Genomic DNA, 17,132 nt, shown 5'->3' on the forward strand with positions numbered 1-17,132 from the left:
GCAGCTTCGTTCGACGGGGGCGACCCCGTCGTTTTTTTATGCCCCGGCGCTTAAGTTTTTCTCCTCAGCGCCGATAAAAGGTAGTGTAACGGCTTGACTTGCGGGGAGGTCGGGGCCGGTGCAGCCCGCCCTCGGAGTGGACCTCCTCCGACCGTTTTTTTGAGGGATGTGGTACACTTAATACAGAGCTTTTTTCATGGTTTGTGGTCGCTCTGCGCGCTCTTTCGGTGTGGACCAGGATGGTCTTTGGAGGCTTTTTAGAACTTTGGGAGACGGGACAGGATGGCCCGTCTGCAGGAGGTTATGACACTTATGAGGATCTACCACAACGTACCGGCGCTTTTCGCTTACAACGCACTGAACAACACTAACAGGTCGCTTCAGAAGTCCATTCAGACCCTCTCCACGGGCCTGCGCATCAACAGCGCGGCGGACGACGCCGCGGGGCTGGCCATCAGCGAGAAGATGCGGGCCCAGATCAGCGGCATGAACATGGCGATCCGCAACGCGGAGGACGGCGTCTCCATGCTGCAGACGGCGGAGGGCGCCCTGGCCTCGACGCACAGCATCCTTCAGCGCATGAGGGAGCTTGCGGTGCAGGCGGCCAACGACACCCTGACCCAGCAGGACCGGGAGTACATTCAGCTCGAGGTCGATCAGCTGAAGGACGAGATCAACCGCATCTCCACCGCCACTCAATTCAACAACAAGAAGCTCCTGGACGGCACGTCGGCGGGCATCTGGTCCTCCACGGACCTGGCCACGAAGGCGTACATCCGCGGCTCCCTGCGGGAGATCGACCAGTTCGGCCAGAAGAGCGCCTTCGAGGGCAACTACAAGATCAGCATCACCGCCACGCCGGGGCAGGCCGAGGCCAAGAAGACGGACATCTTCAGAATCAAGCACCCGAACGTCACGATGGGCGTCAGCCTGAACGACAAGGCAGGAGCCTCCGCTCTACGGGTAGACAATCTGCCCGCAGGGACGTACACGATGAGGACACTGAATACTGCGGCAAATAGTGATATTGCCAAGACGGGAAGCTATGGTATACCAGCTGATCTTTACACCCATAAGTTGGAATCAAGAGTGGTTCAGGCAGGAGCTGCAGGAACTGCAGGGAATATCGAGGACTATAACGGAAAAACGCTGACAGTCGAATTGGATGGCGTTTCAAAGACGATAACATTTGCCACCACTGCCACTACGACTGTTGCGGATTTTTTGGCGCAGATTAACGCTGGCCTTCCGGAGGGGGTCAAAGCGACGGAAGCGGGCGGGAAGATCACCTTGACGTACACGGGGCCTAAGTCAACTACGGGCATCCTCAAGGTTTCGGGAACCTCGATTACCCCCGTTGGCGGAGGAGGGGAGCCCAAGGCAGCCCTTTTTGCTACGGCGGCCTCCGCTGCTCCCACCGGTCCTGTCCCGCCTCTGAATGCGGAGATGGGCGCCACGCCAGCCAACCTCACGGGCAACGCCAGCGTGCTGCTGGAGGTGGTATCGGTCAACGAGAAGGCTAAGAGCGTGACCTTCAAGGGGACGGCCAATATCCTCATGGAGGACGGTACCGTTAAGAACGTCGTGAAGGATAATATCGTCATGTCTGAGGGAACGCCGATTGACCTCAAAGATTTGGGCCTGGGTACGGATTCGCTGAAGATGACCCTTAATGCGGCGGCAGGGTTCAAGGTGGGCGGTAAGATCGTCTACAACGTGACGAAGAAGGCCGCTGCAAACGCTCAGACGGTGGAGATCGAAGGGCAGCAGACGGAAACGTGGCCCTACAAATGGGGTGGTTCGGTTTCCGATGCTACCTTGAAGTTTGGCCTGGACGCGGAGAAGGTGAAGGAGAAGGAGCTGCACTTCCGGAACTTCTACCTCAACGACAAGAACGGCACGGTCTACGAGGGCGACATCGTCCTGACCACCAACAAGACCGCGATGACGGCGGACAAGACGCTGGCCACGTTCGAGGCGGCCTACGTCGGGCAGGTGGCCAAGAGCGACGTGAAGCTGCGGGACCTGGAGAAGTTCTGGACCACCCAGGGCGTCTTCATGCTGACGGACCCCCAGACGATCACCATCTCCCAGGGGGACGGCAAGAGCACCAAGATCACGCTCCATGCCACGGACACGCTGGGCGAGCTGCGCAGCAAGCTGAACGACGCCATCGCCAACGGCCTGGGACAGGCCCGCTTCGCCGTCAGCAACGCCAACGACTTCGTGACGTTCGTGGGCAAGGGCACGGAGAAGGACTACGGCCTTGAGACGGTGCCGGGGACCTTCATCATCCGCTCCCTGGTGGCCGGGGCGGCGGGCCGCCTCTCCTTCAGTGGCAACGAGGACCTGGTCAACGCCCTTTCCCTGAACGTGGTGCAGGAGGCGAAGGAGAACTCCTTCACGGCCTCCGTGTACGACGCCCACACGGGCGCGACGATCGCGAGCAACGTGAAGGTGTCCGGCAACCAGCTCATCGGCGTGATCCATAAGAACGTGGACGTGGAGTTCGATCCCATGGCCAACATCAAGGTGACCTGGAACGAGAACCTGCGGAACTTCGTCCTGTCCGCGGACGGGACGCCCTACGAGACGGTGCTGCATATCGTGGACAACAGCACGATCTTCCAGGTGGGGGCAAACGAGGGCGAGGACCTGGCGATCGACATCGGGAACATGGGGGCGAACGCCCTGGGCGTTACCCGCGTCATCGTGACGGACCGCGGGTCCGCCACGCGGGCCATCACCATCCTGGACACGGCCATCGGAAAGGTTTCCACGCAGCGCGCCAAGATTGGCGCCTACCAGAACTCGCTGGAACACACGGTGTCGAACCTGACCACCACCAGCACGAACCTGACGGCGGCGGAGAGCCGCATCCGGGATGCGGACATGGCCAAGGCCATGATGGAGTTTGTGAAGCTTCAGGTCCTGAACCAGTCCGGGACCTCGATGCTGGCTCAGGCGAACCAGCTTCCCCAGAACGTCTTGAGCCTCTTGAGGTCTTGAGGTAACCTGCAAAAAAACCGCTCGACAAAAGGCCCCCCGGCTACCGACCGGGGGGCCTTTTCGTGCCAACGCTGCTCTTGAATTGATGGAACGGGGGTGCCGGAGGGCCTCTTCCGTTTAGCTCCCCTTCAGGGCCTCGACCTCGTCGAGGGAAAGACGGGTGAAGCGCGCGACGGAAGCCGGAGACATCCCCTCCCGCAGCATGGCGCGCGCCGTCTCCTGTCTGCCAAGCAGTTTGCCTTTAGCCTCGCCCTTAGCTTCACCCTTGGCCTCACCTTCGGCTATACCTTTAGCCCAGCCTTTAGCCTCACCTTTAGCTACGCCCTCAGCTCTGCCCTCGGCCCAGGCCTTCTCACGGACCGCCCTCGTCGCCTCCGCCAACCGGTCCTCCCGAATCGCCTTGTAATCCAGCTGCGTCATCATCTCCCGCAGCTGATAGTAGCGGTTTTCCGGAGAACTCCAGTACTCCTGCTCCACCTCGCTCACCTCCGAAAAAACGGTATCCCCCGACAAGCTCTCGCGCAGCAGGGCCAATCCCTCGCTCTCGTTGTTGATGTAGCCTCCCCATACCTGCGCGCGCTCCTCGGGGCTCAGAACGTGCCCCGGCCTCGCCTTCAGCTTCGCCCGCAGCTCCCGAAGGGGGCGCGTCGCCTTGTTCAGCTCCACGTAGAACAGAAGAAGGTCGTCCGCCTCCATCAGACGACGGCCCGTCCCGGGGTTCATCAGCGCAAAGTCCCACAGCCCACGCTCTCCCTCAAAAAGGTCGAATCCCAACAGCGAGATGGAGACGATCGGGGACAGGCTCGCGTACCCCTCGCCCCTCTTGAGCGACCTCGTGTAGTTCCGGCACAGGTAGAAGAGGCAGCGCTTTTGAAAGTGGGTGTAGTTCTCCCGCTGCATCTCGATGTGGAGGGTGCGGCCCAGGTCGTCCAGCGCCGTCAGGTCGAGGCGCGTGTACTTCGCCCCCAGCGCCTCGGGCTCGCGCTCGGTGTCCGTGAGGGTCACCGTCTGCAACAGGGGATAACCCAGGGCGCCGAAGAAGGCGTTCAACATATCGCGAAGCAGCCGGCCCCGCGCCGGCGTCCCCAGCAGGAAGCGGAAGTACAGGTCGGTGGAGCGGTCGATGTTCTCCGGCAGCTCCCCCTGCTCCTGGAGGTTCAGCATCTCCTGCCGTTCGTGCGTCGTCATCACCGGAACGCCCCTCGACTTCTCTCCCTTGTCATCATCCATGTTCATCACCCCCAGCAGGCAACGTATTCGTTGGCTTTATTATAGCAACAACGGGTCACAAACCGTCGTCCTCGACCCGCTTTCTTCAGTCCGCTCTTGCCTCCCGACGGAGGCGCGTTTTCTTCGGTGTCCTACTCCACGCGCAACCGCCCCGTCCCGGCCTCCAGGGAGCCGATGACGGCCGTGCGTTCAAAGCCGTGCCGGCGGGCCAGGGCGGACAGCTCCTCTGTCCGGTCCGGGGACACGGCCAGCAACAGCCCTCCTGAAGTCTGGGCGTCGTAGAGCATGTCGACGGCGGAGCGGTCAAAATCCCCGGAGAGGTCAACCTGGGGTTCGTAGGCGGCCCGGTTGCGGTACGCTCCCTCGGGCACCAGCCCCATGTCCGCCAGCTCCCTGACCCCTGTGATGACCGGCAGGTCCTCAAGGGACAGGCAACAGTCCACCGTGCCGTCGCTCAGCATGTCCAAAACGTGCCCGGCCAGGCCGAAGCCGGTCACGTCCGTGCAGGCGTGGACGGCCTGATGCAGACTATCCGGCATGTGGAGGGGCAGGGCGTTGAGGGTCCTCATCCAGTGAACGGCCTCATTGATCGTCTCCTGCCTTTCGATCATGTCCGCCTTGATGGCCGTCGCAGCGATTCCTGTGCCCACGGGCTTCGTCAGGACCAGCCTGTCGCCGGGCCGGCCGCCGACGGTGCGCCACATTCGATCGCGCTCCACTTCGCCGTAGACCACAAGGCCGTACTTCGGTTCATCATCCTGAACGCTGTGTCCGCCAACGAGGAAGGCCCCGGCGGCTCGTGTCCGGTCGAAGCCTCCCTCCAGGATGCGCTTCAGCACGTCCAATTCGAGAACTTTTGTTGGAAAACCCACCACGTTCAACGCCACGATGGGACGTCCTCCCATGGCGAAGACGTCGCTGATGGAGTTTGCTGCGGCGATCTGCCCCCAGGTGTAGGGGTCGTCAACGATGGGGGTGATGAAGTCCACCGTCAGGACCCCAAGCCGCCGTTCGTCCAGAATCCAGAGCGCGGCGTCCTCTCCGCCTCCCCAGGAGGCCAGGACGCGGTCGCTCTCCACCTGCGGGATGTCCGCCAAAACTTGAGCCAGGTCCGCCGGACCTATCTTTGCCGCTCACCCGCTGCAGTGGGACATCTCCGTCAGCCGCTTCTTGTGGGCCTGCCCTCCCGCTCCGCCGTTCACGTTGTCGCTCATTGTAAACCCCTCCGCCTCTCAATTCCTCGAAAATGGACGCCGACGCCTGCTCCTCACTCGGTCATTCGCCCTCCACGTCGTCACAGAGGTTCTGGCCCAGCAGGCGCTCCAGCTCGCGGGGGCCGGCGGCGAGGGGCAACAGCAACATCAGCTTGACGACGAGGGCTTCCCGCGTCATGTCGCGGGCACCGATGGCTCCCAGGTCCATGACCTTCTCTCCCACCTCGTAAACCCCAAGATCCGTGCCGCCGAACAACGCCTGGGTGCGCACGACGATGGGAACGCCGGCTCGGATGCCGCGGTCGATGGAGGGCAGGAGGTTTTCGCCGGTGAAGGGGACGCCTCCCAGACCGAAGCCCTCGAGAACGAGGGCAGCGGGTCTGGCGTCCAGGATGGCGTCCAGAAGGCGGACGGGCATCCCCGGAAAGATGGGCAGGATCGCGACGTTGCGCTCAAGGGCGGGGAGAGGGGAGCCCCCCCATGGCCGGGAAGGGGAGAGCTTCGGCCTCTTCGAGCTAAGCCATGGGATCTTGTACTGGCCGCGGTCCCTCATCTCTCCCAGCAGGGGATAGTCCACGCTGACGAAGGCGTGCCTGCGGCGGCTGTCCGCCTTGGCGGCACGGGGGCCGTGGATGAGGACGTCGTCGAAAACGACGGCCACGCCCTGCCTCCGATACAGGGCCAACTGCATGGACATCTGCACGGCGGTGTAGAGGTTGTCCGCCGCGTCGCTGTCCCGGGCTTCTGGAGCCAGCATGGAGCCGGTGAGGACGACGGGAATGGGCACGTCCGGCAGCAGGTAGGAGAGGGCCGATGCGGTCCATGCCATCGTGTCCGTGCCGTGCAGCAGGATGACGGCGTCGCAGTCCGACGCGCTTTGACGAATGTGTTGAACCATGGCGAACCAGTCATCCGGCTGCATGTTGGAGCTGTCCTTCGACATCAGGTCAACGACCCTGATGTCGTGCTCAAAGCCCTCAAGTGCCGGGCAGAGGTTGACGAGCTCTCTTCCCGAGAGCTTCGGCCGCAGGCCGTCCTCCGAGGGGGCTGAGGCGATGGTGCCGCCGGTCGTGAAAAGCGTGAACTTCATGGTGAGCCTCCAGAATATCATCATCTTGCAAGGTATCTTCGCGGGGTCGGTGCCCTCGTCGTCGCCCTGCGATGAGAAGTGTAATGGAACGGCTCATTTTTTTTCAGCGCAAAAGTACGCGCGCAGGAGATTTTGAAACGATTTTTGATTTTTTCATTGACAAAGTTTTTGGGAGCGGAGTATAATGTCCTTCGTTTGTTGGTGAGTTGGCCGAGAGGCTGAAGGCACTCGCCTGCTAAGCGAGTATAGGGGCTAAAACCTCTATCGAGAGTTCGAATCTCTCACTCACCGCCAGGATTTTACCCGATTTATCGGGTGAGAGTTGTACGCGGCAGTAGCTCAGCTGGATAGAGCGAAGGCCTACGGAGCCTTAGGTCGTGGGTTCGAATCCTGCCTGCCGCGCCAGTCAACAATCCGGCATAGTCCGGTTACGTTTAAAACCCCGCTCAAAAGCGGGGTTTTTACGTTTTGACAGCCCGCCACAATCCGGTTAATATTGTCTCTATCCGACGCATAACCGTACCTATTCCCGTACCACTCCTCTCGATAGGACCGGGAAAAACGCTTCTGTGGTACGGTCGTGCTGAAGACAGGAGGTGGCTGGATTGGCGCTCACGGAGACCGCCATCAAGGCGGCAAAGCCGAAGGACAAGCCCTACATGCTGCGGGACGACCGGGGGCTCTGGCTGCTTATTGTCCCAGGCGGCGGGAAGTACTGGCGGTTGCGGTATTGGGTTGAGGGGAAGGAGAAGAAGGTATCTTTGGGGACCTACCCCTCCGTCACCCTCAGGGAGGCGCGAGAACGGCGCGACACGCTTCACAAATCACGAGCCGAGGGGGTTAACCCTGCTGAGGCGATGAGGGGCAGGAAGAGCCCTTCTGAATCGACCTTCGGGCACATGGCGCGGGAGTGGCTGGACAAGCAAATCCGGGGGGTCTGTACGCCGAAGTATGCCCGCGACGTATTAAGCCGATTGGAGCGTTTAATCTTTCCGGTTCTCGGAGAGCGAGATATCCGCGAGATAACGGCCCCCGATCTGCTGCGCGTCTTTCGGGATATCGAAGATCAGGATAAGGTCTATTCGGCCCATCAGGTCTCCAGTTATTGCAGCCGAATCTTTCGGTACGCCGTCGCCACCGGGAGAGCGGAGCGCGACCCTACCGCCGATCTGCGCGGAGCCTTGCAGCCCTACAAGGTGGAGCATCGGGCGGCCCTGATCGACCCCAGCAAGATCGTCCAGCTGGTGCGGGCCATGAACGACTTCGATGGGACGCCTGTGGTGCGGGCGGCTCTCTGGTTCTCCGCCTACACCTTCGCCCGTCCGGGGGAGGTCCGCAAGGCGGAATGGACGGAGATCGATCTGGAGGTGGCTGAGTGGCGGATCCCCGCCGAGAAGATGAAGATGCGCAGGCCCCATATCGTGCCCCTGGCGAGGCAGGTGGTGCGGCTGCTGTCGGACCTGCGCGGACTGACCGGGCGCGGCGTCTACGTCTTCCCCAGCCTGCGGTCTGCGAAGGGGACCGTCCCCATGAGCGAGAACACGGTGCTGTACGCTCTGCGGCGGATGGGGTTTGACGCCACCGAGATGACGGCACACGGGTTCCGGGGGATGGCCAGCACGCGGCTGAACGAGATGGGCTGGGCACCGGACGTGATCGAGCGTCAGCTGGCGCACCTGGACGCGAACAAAGTTCGCGCCGCTTACAACCATGCGGAGTATCTGGCTGAGCGGCGCGAGGTGATGCAGGCCTGGGCAGATTGGCTGGAGGGGTTGGGATAAGGCGTAGATATTCTTATCTCGCCTCAGTGCCCCTTTTGTCCCTGTGTCGCGAGTTAGTGCGGGCAGTGAAGAAGCCATGGCGAAAAGTAAGCGCAGAACAAGAGGATAATCAACAAAGCATTTGTAAAAAGATATTGCCACCAAACGATGCTTAAGGGCTTATTGATGAGACGCCCAACGAAGTACATCAGGAGAAAAAGCGTATTCATCAGTGTTAAGCCGCAGAGAATAATGATGGACGCAAGACGCGACAACGAGGTTTCTGCTATATTGGCGATAGCACCGGACAGGTACCCGCTACCCGTAGAAAACGCAATAACAATAGCCGCAAAGATTCCCAGGATAGCTATGTATTCCTCCTGTTGGTTCTCCAGCTTCCTTGCCGTGTCTTTTTGTTGGGCCTGTGTTTCTTTGACGCTGTCTCTCAACTGATTTGTTTCGATTTTTGCTGCTTGAACGTCAGCGAGGATTTCTCCGCCGAAAGTGTTTATATTCAGTGCATCAATGTATGAAAAGCGTGCGATATCCAAGCTCACGTGATCATGCAACTTCTTGAGATTGTCACCGATATCGATGATCTCACCCAAACTATTGGTATTTAAAGGTTTGTATCTTTTCCTTAGCTCCGACAAGTTTTCCCCAAGAATATCTATGACACCAGGAGTATCTCCCTGTTTTATCTCTGCCAATACGCTGAAGATATCAGAATAGAAGTGTCGAAAGGGTGGGTTGGTATTCTGCGTTTGGTACAAGCCCTCCAGTCTGCGACACATCTTTGAAAACTCGTCCTTCTTCTTAAGCGATATCCGAGTTGATGCCAACGCACGAAGGATATTGCGAAACTCCTCCCTCTGCTGTTCTTCCTCCGCGATGTTCAATGTTATCCAGCCACCTTTATGAGGTCAGGGGGAATGACCTTACGATTCCCTGCCCCATCCTGATAAATTTGATCCCAGGCCCCATTCTTACGATGCGTATCTTCTACCAGATCCCAGGGCGGGAGAACCCGCTTTGCTTCCACAATAGGGTCAATGCGTGCCCTATCCTTTGCTTCAATGGTAATGCCCTCGTAAGCCGTTGTGATGGACATAGAGCCAAAAATGCAAAAATGATAGTACACAGCAGGGACGACGGGGCCAAAAGGCCACGCCTCAATGGCATCAAGGAAAGCAAATTCACCGCGGCACAAAAAGTCTTTCTGGATGAAGTATAGAATCTTCTGGAGCTGCAGATTGCTTATTGCACAGCTATCTTTAACGCACTTAGTAACTATGTATTTTGCAAGATCAAGAGCAATCATAATGCAGGCCTCCCTTCTTTTAGATACAACTTACATATAAATTTTATCTGAGAAATTCAAAAAAGACAAGAGGCTTATCCACAGGAGAGGTGGTATCCAGTAGGTCGTGTACTGCCCCCGCCGCCGAGAGAGCGAGGCGCTTGGGCGTCATCAGCTTGGGAGGGGTCTTCGATAAGCGTCTTTGCGGTGCGATACTCGAACGACAAAGACGGTCAAAACGTTATCCTGTATCTCATAAAAGCACGCGATAACGTCCAACCCGGATTCGCCAGAGATCATAGGGGCCCTGTAATTTCCGCGCTCCCTCAGGGCGGGGGTTGTGCTCCAAGAGCGAAAGAGCCTCCAATATTCGAGACTGCAAGGAGCTTTCGAGGTCCAAAAGCTCCTTTTCGGCACTCTTTTTGAATACGACAGAGAATTGAGGCATCAGGACAGCCCCAATTTTTCTCTGACCTCCGCCAAAGGGATCGTCGTTTCCTCCCTGCGCTCAAGGTAACAGGCGATGTCCTCTTCGTCCTCACGCTCCTCAATCGAACGCAGAAAGGCGATATAGTCCACTGCACTCGCCAGGGAGTCCTCCGATAACTCCTCCAGCATCCGGACAGCAGCCCTTTGGATCTGCGTCAATGAAAGCGGCATTCTGGCATCTCCTTTCTCTCGGCGCCACCTGGGCGCTTGGGCATGGGGCTCATTATTCTTCCCAAGGCGGGATTATGGCGTGGCTAGAGCGGCTCAGAGATCAAGCGAGCTGGCGTTCTACACAGTCCTCTGTGTGCCCCTTCCTCCAGCTTGGGTTAATAAGCCCTGTAAATTCTGTGACAGGCGCACTGTCCAAATGGCGCGACGTTCTTTCAGGAACTGATCGTAAGACTTCATCTCCCAAATGTTGGGTTCTCCCTCTCTGGGGGAAGGAATGCCGTGCAATCTCAAATAATCATCATTGCATTGTGCAAAGTAATCTTTGGGAAGCGAATCTCCCTTTGTCAAATTATCTTGTGGGTCCAAAAGCTCGCAGTTCAAAATGCGGTCGCGGGCATCCTGGAGGTATTTCAATCTACCGTTCTCCCGGATTCTTTTCAACCTGCTGTCAGGAAAAATATGGTCTTTGGCCGTCATCTTGTCTGGATTATAGCCAGCTTCCCCCATATAAAACAAATGGAGCACAAGGTCCGCCAAGGAGTCTCTCATGCTGATATCCAAGATATCATCAATACTTACCGAAAGCTCCTTGCCGTTCTCCCGACAAAGCCTTTCAATTTCCCTGATATCAAAAGCGGGATTTTGCATGGCATAGCCAATAAGCACTCGCATAAAAGCCTGGCTGGGTTTCTTGAATGCTTTCGATAGAAAGGCTCCAAAAAGGAATGTTCTTGCTTTAGCTTTGACGTTGCCCCATTCGCCTGGATGTGCGTACCGATAGCAAATCAGAATGAGGACCGGATTGAATGACGGCACGTTTTTGCTGCGGATGAAGCTGAAATCGGCGATAAAACGCAGAACATCACAAATGGCAGCCCCAATCTCTTTAAAGCTCGTCCTTAGGGCTTCCTGGATTTTAGAATCAGCAAATTGCTTTGCATCGTTTTTCCCTCCGCCAGGCTCTCCACTCAGCATGGCAAGGCAGGCACGCAAAATAAAGTCCTTGGTTTTTTTATACCCCATTGCGAGGACAGTTTCATTAAGACGGTTGAACTCCCCTCTTGCGTCTGCCCATTGCCCTCTGATCAAGGCCATCAACAGGTCAACTTTCTCCAGCACGACCCCCTCGGAATTGGTGCGGACAAAGACCTCGGCGATATCATCCAGCCCTATCCCGTCATCAATGCTCAAGGTTTGCAAGGGGATATTGGCAAAGGTTTTGAATACGCTATAAAGCTGCATGGCGTTCTGTCCCATGCGAGCTTTTGCCTCTTCATTAAAGTGCGGGGGGATTAGTCCTTCCTTCATAAGTGCTGTAGGGATAGAGCTTGCCATTCTATAGGGGGTATTCAAGAACTTCTTGACGTTGAGCCACGTTCCCTTTTGAGGCCTCTCCGGCTTGAATTCAAAGACGTACCCAAATTCTCCGTCAGGGTCGCTGGCAAGGTCAAAGAAAAGCACGTCCTTGTCATAAGAGCCGTAACGAGCGATATAAAGGCTTTGGAGGCGTTGTTGTCCATCGAGGATGTAACGTCGGCTCACGCCATCCTCGCTATTGCGTATATCCTCATCGAAGTCATAAGCCTTATGGTAGTCCTCAATAAAAGGGCGATAGCTAATTTTCTCTTTTGTCTCCCATGCAAGGATGGTCCCGATAGGGTAACGCCGCATAAAGGAATCCAGCAAGCGGTAGATGCGTTCCTTCTCCCAGACAAAATCCCGCTGAATGTGAGGGAGAAAAATTCCCCCGTTATTGTCCTGGTTAATGTTTTTCAAAACGTTCTCTATCGTATCCTGAACAAGCGCCATGATTGCCACCCTTCCCTGCTCTAACTCACCACAGTCCCGTCACACGTTCCGCCTCCCGTCACACGTTCCGCCTTTGGAAGCCGCAGCAGAACCTTCCCCGGTTTGTCCCGTGCAATGCTGGCGGAGCGATGCTGTCTACTTATCCCCATAATGAGTGCGGCACTGCACAATCTCGATCGTATCGTTCAAGACGCGATAAACCAGACGGTTCTTCTCGTCAATACGGCGGCTCCAATACCCGGAGTAATTTCCGATCAAAGGCTCCGGGTTCCCGATGCCGTCATAACCGTTGCGTTCAATGTCCGTAATCAGCTTATTGATGCGGCGGAGGGTTTTCTTGTCCTGCTCGAGCCATATAGAGATAATCTTCCCAGGCTCTTTCGTCCCATGGCTTTTTCATCTTTCGTCATTCGCAGTTTATAAGCTCATGAGTAACTCCCTTCCCCGCCTTCATATCGTTGATTGCTTCCAGAAGCAGCTTCTGATTGTGCTCGTTATAAAAAGCGTCGTGCGAGAGTTCCTCGATACGCCGGTTCAAGTCTTCCCTTATGGACGCCTGAACGGTCATCACATCTATCACCCTCCTCATAAAATCTTATAAAATTTACCTTAACGCGCTTCCCCTCGTATTATGCGGACTGCTCAGCTCCACCGGAGTGAGGCGAGTCGGAGAACTCTTTCTTCAAGCTGTCGGTCATCATGGCCACAACCAATTTTTCAAACAACGCATAGCCCTCAGGGGTTGCGGGAAGCTCTAGGCGTTCACCATCAGGCCGCTCATAGATAAGACGAGCTACCGCCTCGGAGTCTCCGAGGGTGCTATGTTCTGATGTTACAAGAGAAGACTCATTCCCATCGGTCCCTACCAATTCCAATAATCTGCTCGTGTAACGTTTAGGGTTGTCCGTCTCGCCGAGGAGATAGGCCGTTGTGGTGTCGAGGGCCTGGGCTAGTTTTTGAATTGAGCGCGCAGGAGAAGATCGCCCATTTTCCCACCGCCAAATGGTATTGACATCGACCCCGATTATTTGGGCGAGGTCACCTTGTGATAATCCCCTTAGGTCCCTTAACGTTTTTACCCTGTCAGATATTTTCATAACCTTCACCCTAACAAAAAGTCTACAAGAGTGCAGGGACTAATACAATAGACAAATATAAAGGATATTGACTGCATAAATGCAGCCTACCCTCTTGACATCTGCATATATGAAGGTATAATGCAGATAAAGAAAGGAGGGAGGCTTCTTGAAATTTCTAAAGGCCATAAGAGAAAAAGCAGGTCTATCTCAGAAAAAGCTGGCTGGAAAACTCGGCGTAGACGAAAACTCTGTGTGGCGGTGGGAAGCTGGGAGAGCTTACCCTTCTGTGGATTTGGGGAAGCAAATTGCAGAGTTATTGGGTGTTTCTGTTGATGAGCTGCTGTACGGCCCCCAGTCGAAGGAGTGGCGGATCGAGGTTGTTTTCCGAAGGGAGGAGGATTGGGAGATGAATACGGTGGATATGTCGGCAAGCGCTCCGAACCTGTTCTTGGTGCAGGTTGGGATGGAGAAGATCGGCTTGAACCTGGTGGGCGACCCGGCGGACGAGGCTGAGCTGGACGGGCTTTGGGACAAGGCGAAACCACAGATTCTGAAGATGATCGCCATGCGGCGCGAGCTGGGACAGCTGGGCATTGAGGCGATCTCCGAGCCGAAGGGACCGGTCCGGTTCGACCTGCGGCCCCGGAGATGATGCGGGACGAGTATTTCACCGCCGCCGAAGTGCAGGGGGGAAGGAGGCGGGGGCGTGAGGGCAGCCTCCCCAGCAATTTGACAAGTGAATAGCAGGTTTTGAAGGCAACAAAAGAGCCCCCAGGGAGGCTCACTTATAGGCATCTCCTCTGGGAGCCACGGCAACCACGACGATGACGAGCCTGTCCTGCTCTACGCGGAAAATGACCCGCCAGCCTCCGACGCGAAGATGCCACTCCGGTCGGGCTTTTAAGGGTTTGACATCAAGCCCCGAATCGTAGGGGCCGCCTGTAAGGCGCTTGATAGAACTCCATAGACGATCCCTCTGCTTTTTGGGAATCGATTCAAGGGCCTTCAGGGCCTCTTTGGAGATGATGAGCTGCCAGCAGCTCATGGTAAGGCCATCAGTCGGCGCTCAGCCTCTTCCAAGGTACAGAACTCGTTCGCGTCGATCTGGGCGTTGGAGGTTTCAAGCTGCCGGAGTTCGTCAGGGGTCAACGGTTCATCGTCAACATCCAGTAGGCGACGGACAAAATCCACGACCAAGGGCGTTTGCCTGTCCGGGAGTTGGTCTATAAGGCGGTACAGGGCTTCCCGTTCAGCAACTTGGGCAAGGGTCATGATCATCCTCTCCTTTCAGGGAGATTATAACAAAAGGGGCGTGGGGAATGTGAGGGGGAAAGAGACAGTGCAGTTTACGGCGAGGCTCCCCTTTGAAACGCACCGCAAACTGCGTTTTTTGGCTGCCGACCGGAACATCTCTTTGAACGAGGCCCTCAATCAGTTTCTCTTGGAGGCAATGGAAGGATGCCGTGTTTCTGTTCCCAGCGAGCTACTAAGTCCTGAACCGCCTCGGTGATGAGGTCGTTCTTTGAGATGTTCCTGAAGGCTGCCAAGACGCGGGCTTTGGTGTGGACGTCATCCGGGAGACGCAAAGTTAACTGAGACACGTCCAATCACTCCAATCAATCATAGCGTTATTGGCACTATAACGATATTGGGGTGGCATATTCAGTATCAAAGAATTAATGACAGTATGCGGGAGAGGGGAGGATGGCATGGAAGGTGTGAGGATCAGTCAAACGCGCTGGCCGGTGGAGTTGTACGAGTGGATACGGGAGCGGGCGCACGAGCGGAGGCAGAGCATCAACCGGACGGTGGTTGAGCTGGCGGAGCGGGTAAGGGAGGAGGCAAAAGCATGAGCATGGTGCGGGCTCTCCGCAAGGCGATGCGGAGGAACAGGCAGCAGTTTGGGATGTTCTTCGGGGTTTCGCCGGAGATGGTTCGGGAGTTAGGAGGTGTTTCTACATGGAGGGTGAGTTGACCGTGCGGCTGAGTCCGAAGGATATCAACGCAATAGCGGACCGGGTTTGTGAAAAGATGCTCCCCGCCCTGCGCGTGCCGGAGCCCGCCGCGAGCCCGGAAGACCTGATGACCGCCAAAGAGGTGCAGGCGTTCCTGAAGATCAAGCCGAGCGCCTTCTACGAGTGGCTCAAGAACAAGACGATCCCGGAGGGGGTTCGCATAGGGCCGAAGGAGCGTCGGTGGGCACGCGGGGATATCTTGAGCCTTGTGAAGAAGAGGGAGGAGCCGGCATGAAGTGGACGTGGCCGTACATCCTGCAGCAGGTATTCATGGGGCTGGCGTGGTGTTTTGTCGTCTGGGCGGCATGGGCGGAGATCCGGGAAATTTTTGCAGAGAAGGCCGCCCTCGCGGACGGCCCCGAAAAAGAAAAACCAGAGCAGTGACGGGGGTGACGGCCCCCTGCCGCTCATTATAGCAAACGAGGGCAGAGCATGCAGGACATCGAAGAGGGCAGGATGCGCGTCCTGGCCGGGGACGAAATGATGCAGGATATCGACGGACGTCATCTCGTCGTCTACGCCGCGTTCCTGGACGGCGCTGAAGTGGACTATGACAAAGAATAAGGGGGAAACGATGCGTAGAGTCTACATCGCGCATCCGTTGCGCGGAGAGCGGCTGGACATCGCGGAAATGGAGCGGAACGTTTCGCGCGTTACGGAGATCTGCCGGCATGTGGCCGAGGAGCATCCGGACGTGCTGATCCTCTCGCCCATCCATGCTTTTGACTTCGTGTCCCCGCTGGGACCGCAGGACTGGGTGATGCGGCAGTGTCTCGCGCTGCTGGACGTCGCCGACGAGCTGTGGGCCTTCGGGGACTGGGAGCGCTCGGAGGGGTGCCGCATGGAGGTGGCGCACGCACGGGCGATGGAGAAGCCTGTTGTCTTCAAGGACAGGGCGGAGGACGTGAGACCGTATGGGGCGGGCGAATCTGAGGAGACGTCGTAACCATCTGGGCCTGACGCTGAAGGAGCTGGGGAAAGAGTGCGGGATGTCGCCCAGCTACATTTCCGAACTGGAGCGCGGGGTCTACGGGGGCGGGGAGGCGCTGGAAACGCAGGAGCGCATTCTGGCGGTCCTGACGGACCTTGACATGAAGCAGAGGGCGTCCACGATGTGGCACTCCAGACCGGAGCGGAAGTTCGAGCCCGGCAGAGCATACCTGGTGGAGGATCAGCCGCTGCGGTACCTCCGCAAGGAGGGGAAGCATCATCTGTTCAGAGGTCCGGGCGGCGGATGGCTGACGGCGTTCACGGACGCACAATTCGTCGGAGTGACCATCCGGGAGATAAAGCGAAGGAGGCAAAGCGTTGAACAGGCCGACAGGGTTTGAGATCGAGGACTCCTTTGTTCGCTGGCTCTGCGACCTGGGAATCCCGCCGGCCGAGGGAGAGCGCCTTACCCTGGACGGGCAGAAGCACCGCTACAGGGTCGTCGGGGACCGTGGCACGACACGAAACGGCGAATACTGCATCTATTGCGACGAACGGCCCGCCGGCTGGGCGAAGAGTTGGAGCGCAAAGCATGGCGTGGAGTACGCCGTGTGGACGTACTACCAGCCCGGGGATTCGCCCTGGAGCGACGAGGAAAAACGCGAGTACGTGAAGCGCATGGAGGCGCAGCGCGCCGCGGCCGCACGGCAGAAGGAGCTGGAGCGGGCGAAGGCGAGCGCGGAGGCGGCACGGAAATGGGAGGCGGCCACGGAGCCGAGGCCGGAACATCCGTACCTCAAAAAGAAAGGGCTCTCTGGAGCGCATGGGGCGCGCCAGTTGGGGAAGCTCCTGGTACTGCCGATCCGGAACGCCTCAGGGGCCCTGATGAACATCCAGACGATCGCCCCGGACGGCGAGAAGCGCTTCCATCCGGGGGCGCCGAAGGCGGGCGGGTTCTTCGTGATGGGGGGGGAGGGATAACCCCCCCGCCCCTTCGGGGCACCCCCCCTTGCAGGGGGGGCAAAAGAGTGGAGAG

At 57.6% G+C, this 17,132-nt stretch carries 24 protein-coding genes, 2 tRNA genes and 2 pseudogenes; 14 read left to right on the top strand and 14 right to left on the bottom strand.

The window, feature by feature from the left end; translation table 11 throughout:
- Positions 1 to 312 precede the first annotated feature (312 nt).
- Entirely contained in the window at positions 313 to 3,009 is a 2,697-nt protein-coding gene (locus ACK28C_RS09550; RefSeq protein WP_015557082.1) for a flagellin, read from the top strand.
- 117 nt (positions 3,010 to 3,126) lie between these two features.
- On the opposite strand, the gene ACK28C_RS09555 is transcribed toward ACK28C_RS09550, so the two are convergent.
- From ACK28C_RS09555 to ACK28C_RS09565, 3 genes are all read right to left on the bottom strand, one after another.
- A complete protein-coding gene (locus ACK28C_RS09555) occupies positions 3,127 to 4,239 on the bottom strand; it encodes an Rpn family recombination-promoting nuclease/putative transposase (protein WP_409152093.1) in 1,113 nt (370 codons plus the stop codon).
- A 131-nt stretch (positions 4,240 to 4,370) separates the two neighbouring features.
- The gene (gene selD / locus ACK28C_RS09560) at positions 4,371 to 5,453 is read right to left on the bottom strand and encodes a selenide, water dikinase SelD (RefSeq protein WP_208873823.1); all 1,083 of its coding nucleotides are present in this window, start codon (positions 5,451 to 5,453) and stop codon (positions 4,371 to 4,373) included.
- A 61-nt stretch (positions 5,454 to 5,514) separates the two neighbouring features.
- Entirely contained in the window at positions 5,515 to 6,543 is a 1,029-nt protein-coding gene (locus ACK28C_RS09565; protein WP_208873822.1) for an asparaginase, read from the bottom strand.
- Between the two features lie 200 nt (positions 6,544 to 6,743).
- Here ACK28C_RS09565 and ACK28C_RS09570 point away from each other — a divergent pair.
- The 3 genes from ACK28C_RS09570 to ACK28C_RS09580 all read left to right on the top strand — a co-directional run bounded on the left by ACK28C_RS09570 (position 6,744) and on the right by ACK28C_RS09580 (position 8,324).
- Positions 6,744 to 6,837, top strand: a tRNA-Ser gene (locus ACK28C_RS09570).
- A 34-nt stretch (positions 6,838 to 6,871) separates the two neighbouring features.
- A tRNA-Arg gene (locus ACK28C_RS09575) sits at positions 6,872 to 6,948 on the top strand.
- A 200-nt stretch (positions 6,949 to 7,148) separates the two neighbouring features.
- Positions 7,149 to 8,324: a phage integrase central domain-containing protein gene (locus ACK28C_RS09580; protein WP_208873821.1), complete on the top strand. Its 1,176-nt coding sequence runs from the start codon at positions 7,149 to 7,151 to the stop codon at positions 8,322 to 8,324.
- A 53-nt stretch (positions 8,325 to 8,377) separates the two neighbouring features.
- Here ACK28C_RS09580 and ACK28C_RS09585 read toward each other — a convergent pair whose 3' ends face one another.
- From ACK28C_RS09585 to ACK28C_RS09620, 8 genes and pseudogenes are all read right to left on the bottom strand, one after another.
- Entirely contained in the window at positions 8,378 to 9,202 is an 825-nt protein-coding gene (locus tag ACK28C_RS09585) for a hypothetical protein (protein WP_208873820.1), read from the bottom strand.
- Positions 9,203 to 9,204: 2 nt separating this feature from the next.
- Positions 9,205 to 9,624 carry a Panacea domain-containing protein gene (locus tag ACK28C_RS09590; protein ID WP_015557079.1) on the bottom strand — a complete coding sequence of 140 codons (420 nt, stop codon included), beginning with the start codon at positions 9,622 to 9,624 and terminating at the stop codon, positions 9,205 to 9,207.
- Positions 9,625 to 9,856: 232 nt separating this feature from the next.
- Entirely contained in the window at positions 9,857 to 10,051 is a 195-nt protein-coding gene (locus tag ACK28C_RS09595) for a type II toxin-antitoxin system RelE/ParE family toxin (protein WP_208873819.1), read from the bottom strand.
- The gene (locus tag ACK28C_RS09600) at positions 10,051 to 10,263 is read right to left on the bottom strand and encodes a hypothetical protein (RefSeq protein WP_015557078.1); all 213 of its coding nucleotides are present in this window, start codon (positions 10,261 to 10,263) and stop codon (positions 10,051 to 10,053) included. Before ACK28C_RS09600 ends, ACK28C_RS09595 begins: the two co-directional genes overlap by 1 nt.
- Before the next feature lie 117 nt (positions 10,264 to 10,380).
- Entirely contained in the window at positions 10,381 to 12,072 is a 1,692-nt protein-coding gene (locus ACK28C_RS09605) for a DUF262 domain-containing protein (RefSeq protein ID WP_409152094.1), read from the bottom strand.
- A gap of 135 nt (positions 12,073 to 12,207) precedes the next feature.
- A pseudogene (locus tag ACK28C_RS09610) lies at positions 12,208 to 12,472 on the bottom strand (Txe/YoeB family addiction module toxin).
- Positions 12,473 to 12,478: 6 nt separating this feature from the next.
- A complete protein-coding gene (locus tag ACK28C_RS09615) occupies positions 12,479 to 12,643 on the bottom strand; it encodes a hypothetical protein (protein WP_409152095.1) in 165 nt (54 codons plus the stop codon).
- 58 nt (positions 12,644 to 12,701) lie between these two features.
- Positions 12,702 to 13,169: a helix-turn-helix domain-containing protein gene (locus ACK28C_RS09620; RefSeq protein ID WP_015557076.1), complete on the bottom strand. Its 468-nt coding sequence runs from the start codon at positions 13,167 to 13,169 to the stop codon at positions 12,702 to 12,704.
- Between the two features lie 148 nt (positions 13,170 to 13,317).
- Between ACK28C_RS09620 and ACK28C_RS09625 the strand changes: the two are divergent.
- Positions 13,318 to 13,491, top strand: a pseudogene (locus ACK28C_RS09625) (helix-turn-helix transcriptional regulator); the annotation flags it as partial.
- A gap of 66 nt (positions 13,492 to 13,557) precedes the next feature.
- Positions 13,558 to 13,803 (top strand): hypothetical protein, encoded by a 246-nt coding sequence (locus ACK28C_RS09630; RefSeq protein ID WP_409152662.1) that lies wholly within the window; start codon positions 13,558 to 13,560, stop codon positions 13,801 to 13,803.
- Between the two features lie 129 nt (positions 13,804 to 13,932).
- Here ACK28C_RS09630 and ACK28C_RS09635 read toward each other — a convergent pair whose 3' ends face one another.
- The 3 genes from ACK28C_RS09635 to ACK28C_RS09645 all read right to left on the bottom strand — a co-directional run bounded on the left by ACK28C_RS09635 (position 13,933) and on the right by ACK28C_RS09645 (position 14,752).
- Positions 13,933 to 14,196, bottom strand: a complete 264-nt coding sequence (locus tag ACK28C_RS09635) for a type II toxin-antitoxin system RelE/ParE family toxin (protein ID WP_015557075.1) — start codon at positions 14,194 to 14,196, stop codon at positions 13,933 to 13,935.
- Positions 14,193 to 14,429 (bottom strand): hypothetical protein, encoded by a 237-nt coding sequence (locus ACK28C_RS09640; protein WP_208873814.1) that lies wholly within the window; start codon positions 14,427 to 14,429, stop codon positions 14,193 to 14,195. Before ACK28C_RS09640 ends, ACK28C_RS09635 begins: the two co-directional genes overlap by 4 nt.
- A 149-nt stretch (positions 14,430 to 14,578) precedes the next feature.
- Positions 14,579 to 14,752: a toxin-antitoxin system HicB family antitoxin gene (locus ACK28C_RS09645; protein ID WP_409152096.1), complete on the bottom strand. Its 174-nt coding sequence runs from the start codon at positions 14,750 to 14,752 to the stop codon at positions 14,579 to 14,581.
- A 108-nt stretch (positions 14,753 to 14,860) separates the two neighbouring features.
- Here ACK28C_RS09645 and ACK28C_RS09650 point away from each other — a divergent pair, with 108 nt between their 5' ends.
- The 8 genes from ACK28C_RS09650 to ACK28C_RS09685 are packed head-to-tail and all read left to right on the top strand — an operon-like array spanning position 14,861 to position 17,077.
- Positions 14,861 to 15,004 carry a hypothetical protein gene (locus ACK28C_RS09650; protein WP_015557073.1) on the top strand — a complete coding sequence of 48 codons (144 nt, stop codon included), beginning with the start codon at positions 14,861 to 14,863 and terminating at the stop codon, positions 15,002 to 15,004.
- Positions 15,001 to 15,126, top strand: coding sequence for a hypothetical protein (locus tag ACK28C_RS09655; protein ID WP_015557072.1), 126 nt, complete (start codon positions 15,001 to 15,003; stop codon positions 15,124 to 15,126). The genes ACK28C_RS09650 and ACK28C_RS09655 overlap by 4 nt, the downstream gene beginning before the upstream one ends.
- A complete protein-coding gene (locus tag ACK28C_RS09660) occupies positions 15,111 to 15,401 on the top strand; it encodes an AlpA family transcriptional regulator (RefSeq protein WP_015557071.1) in 291 nt (96 codons plus the stop codon). Before ACK28C_RS09655 ends, ACK28C_RS09660 begins: the two co-directional genes overlap by 16 nt.
- Positions 15,398 to 15,550, top strand: coding sequence for a hypothetical protein (locus ACK28C_RS09665; RefSeq protein ID WP_015557070.1), 153 nt, complete (start codon positions 15,398 to 15,400; stop codon positions 15,548 to 15,550). Before ACK28C_RS09660 ends, ACK28C_RS09665 begins: the two co-directional genes overlap by 4 nt.
- A 48-nt stretch (positions 15,551 to 15,598) precedes the next feature.
- Positions 15,599 to 15,730 (top strand): hypothetical protein, encoded by a 132-nt coding sequence (locus ACK28C_RS09670; RefSeq protein WP_015557069.1) that lies wholly within the window; start codon positions 15,599 to 15,601, stop codon positions 15,728 to 15,730.
- Between the two features lie 10 nt (positions 15,731 to 15,740).
- The gene (locus tag ACK28C_RS09675) at positions 15,741 to 16,112 is read left to right on the top strand and encodes a DUF4406 domain-containing protein (RefSeq protein ID WP_015557068.1); all 372 of its coding nucleotides are present in this window, start codon (positions 15,741 to 15,743) and stop codon (positions 16,110 to 16,112) included.
- Entirely contained in the window at positions 16,081 to 16,497 is a 417-nt protein-coding gene (locus tag ACK28C_RS09680; protein ID WP_015557067.1) for a helix-turn-helix domain-containing protein, read from the top strand. Before ACK28C_RS09675 ends, ACK28C_RS09680 begins: the two co-directional genes overlap by 32 nt.
- Positions 16,475 to 17,077: a hypothetical protein gene (locus tag ACK28C_RS09685; RefSeq protein ID WP_409152097.1), complete on the top strand. Its 603-nt coding sequence runs from the start codon at positions 16,475 to 16,477 to the stop codon at positions 17,075 to 17,077. Before ACK28C_RS09680 ends, ACK28C_RS09685 begins: the two co-directional genes overlap by 23 nt.
- Positions 17,078 to 17,132: the final 55 nt, after the last annotated feature.

The sequence above is a fragment of the Fretibacterium fastidiosum genome, from assembly GCF_964642095.1.
GTDB lineage: Bacteria > Synergistota > Synergistia > Synergistales > Aminobacteriaceae > Fretibacterium > Fretibacterium fastidiosum.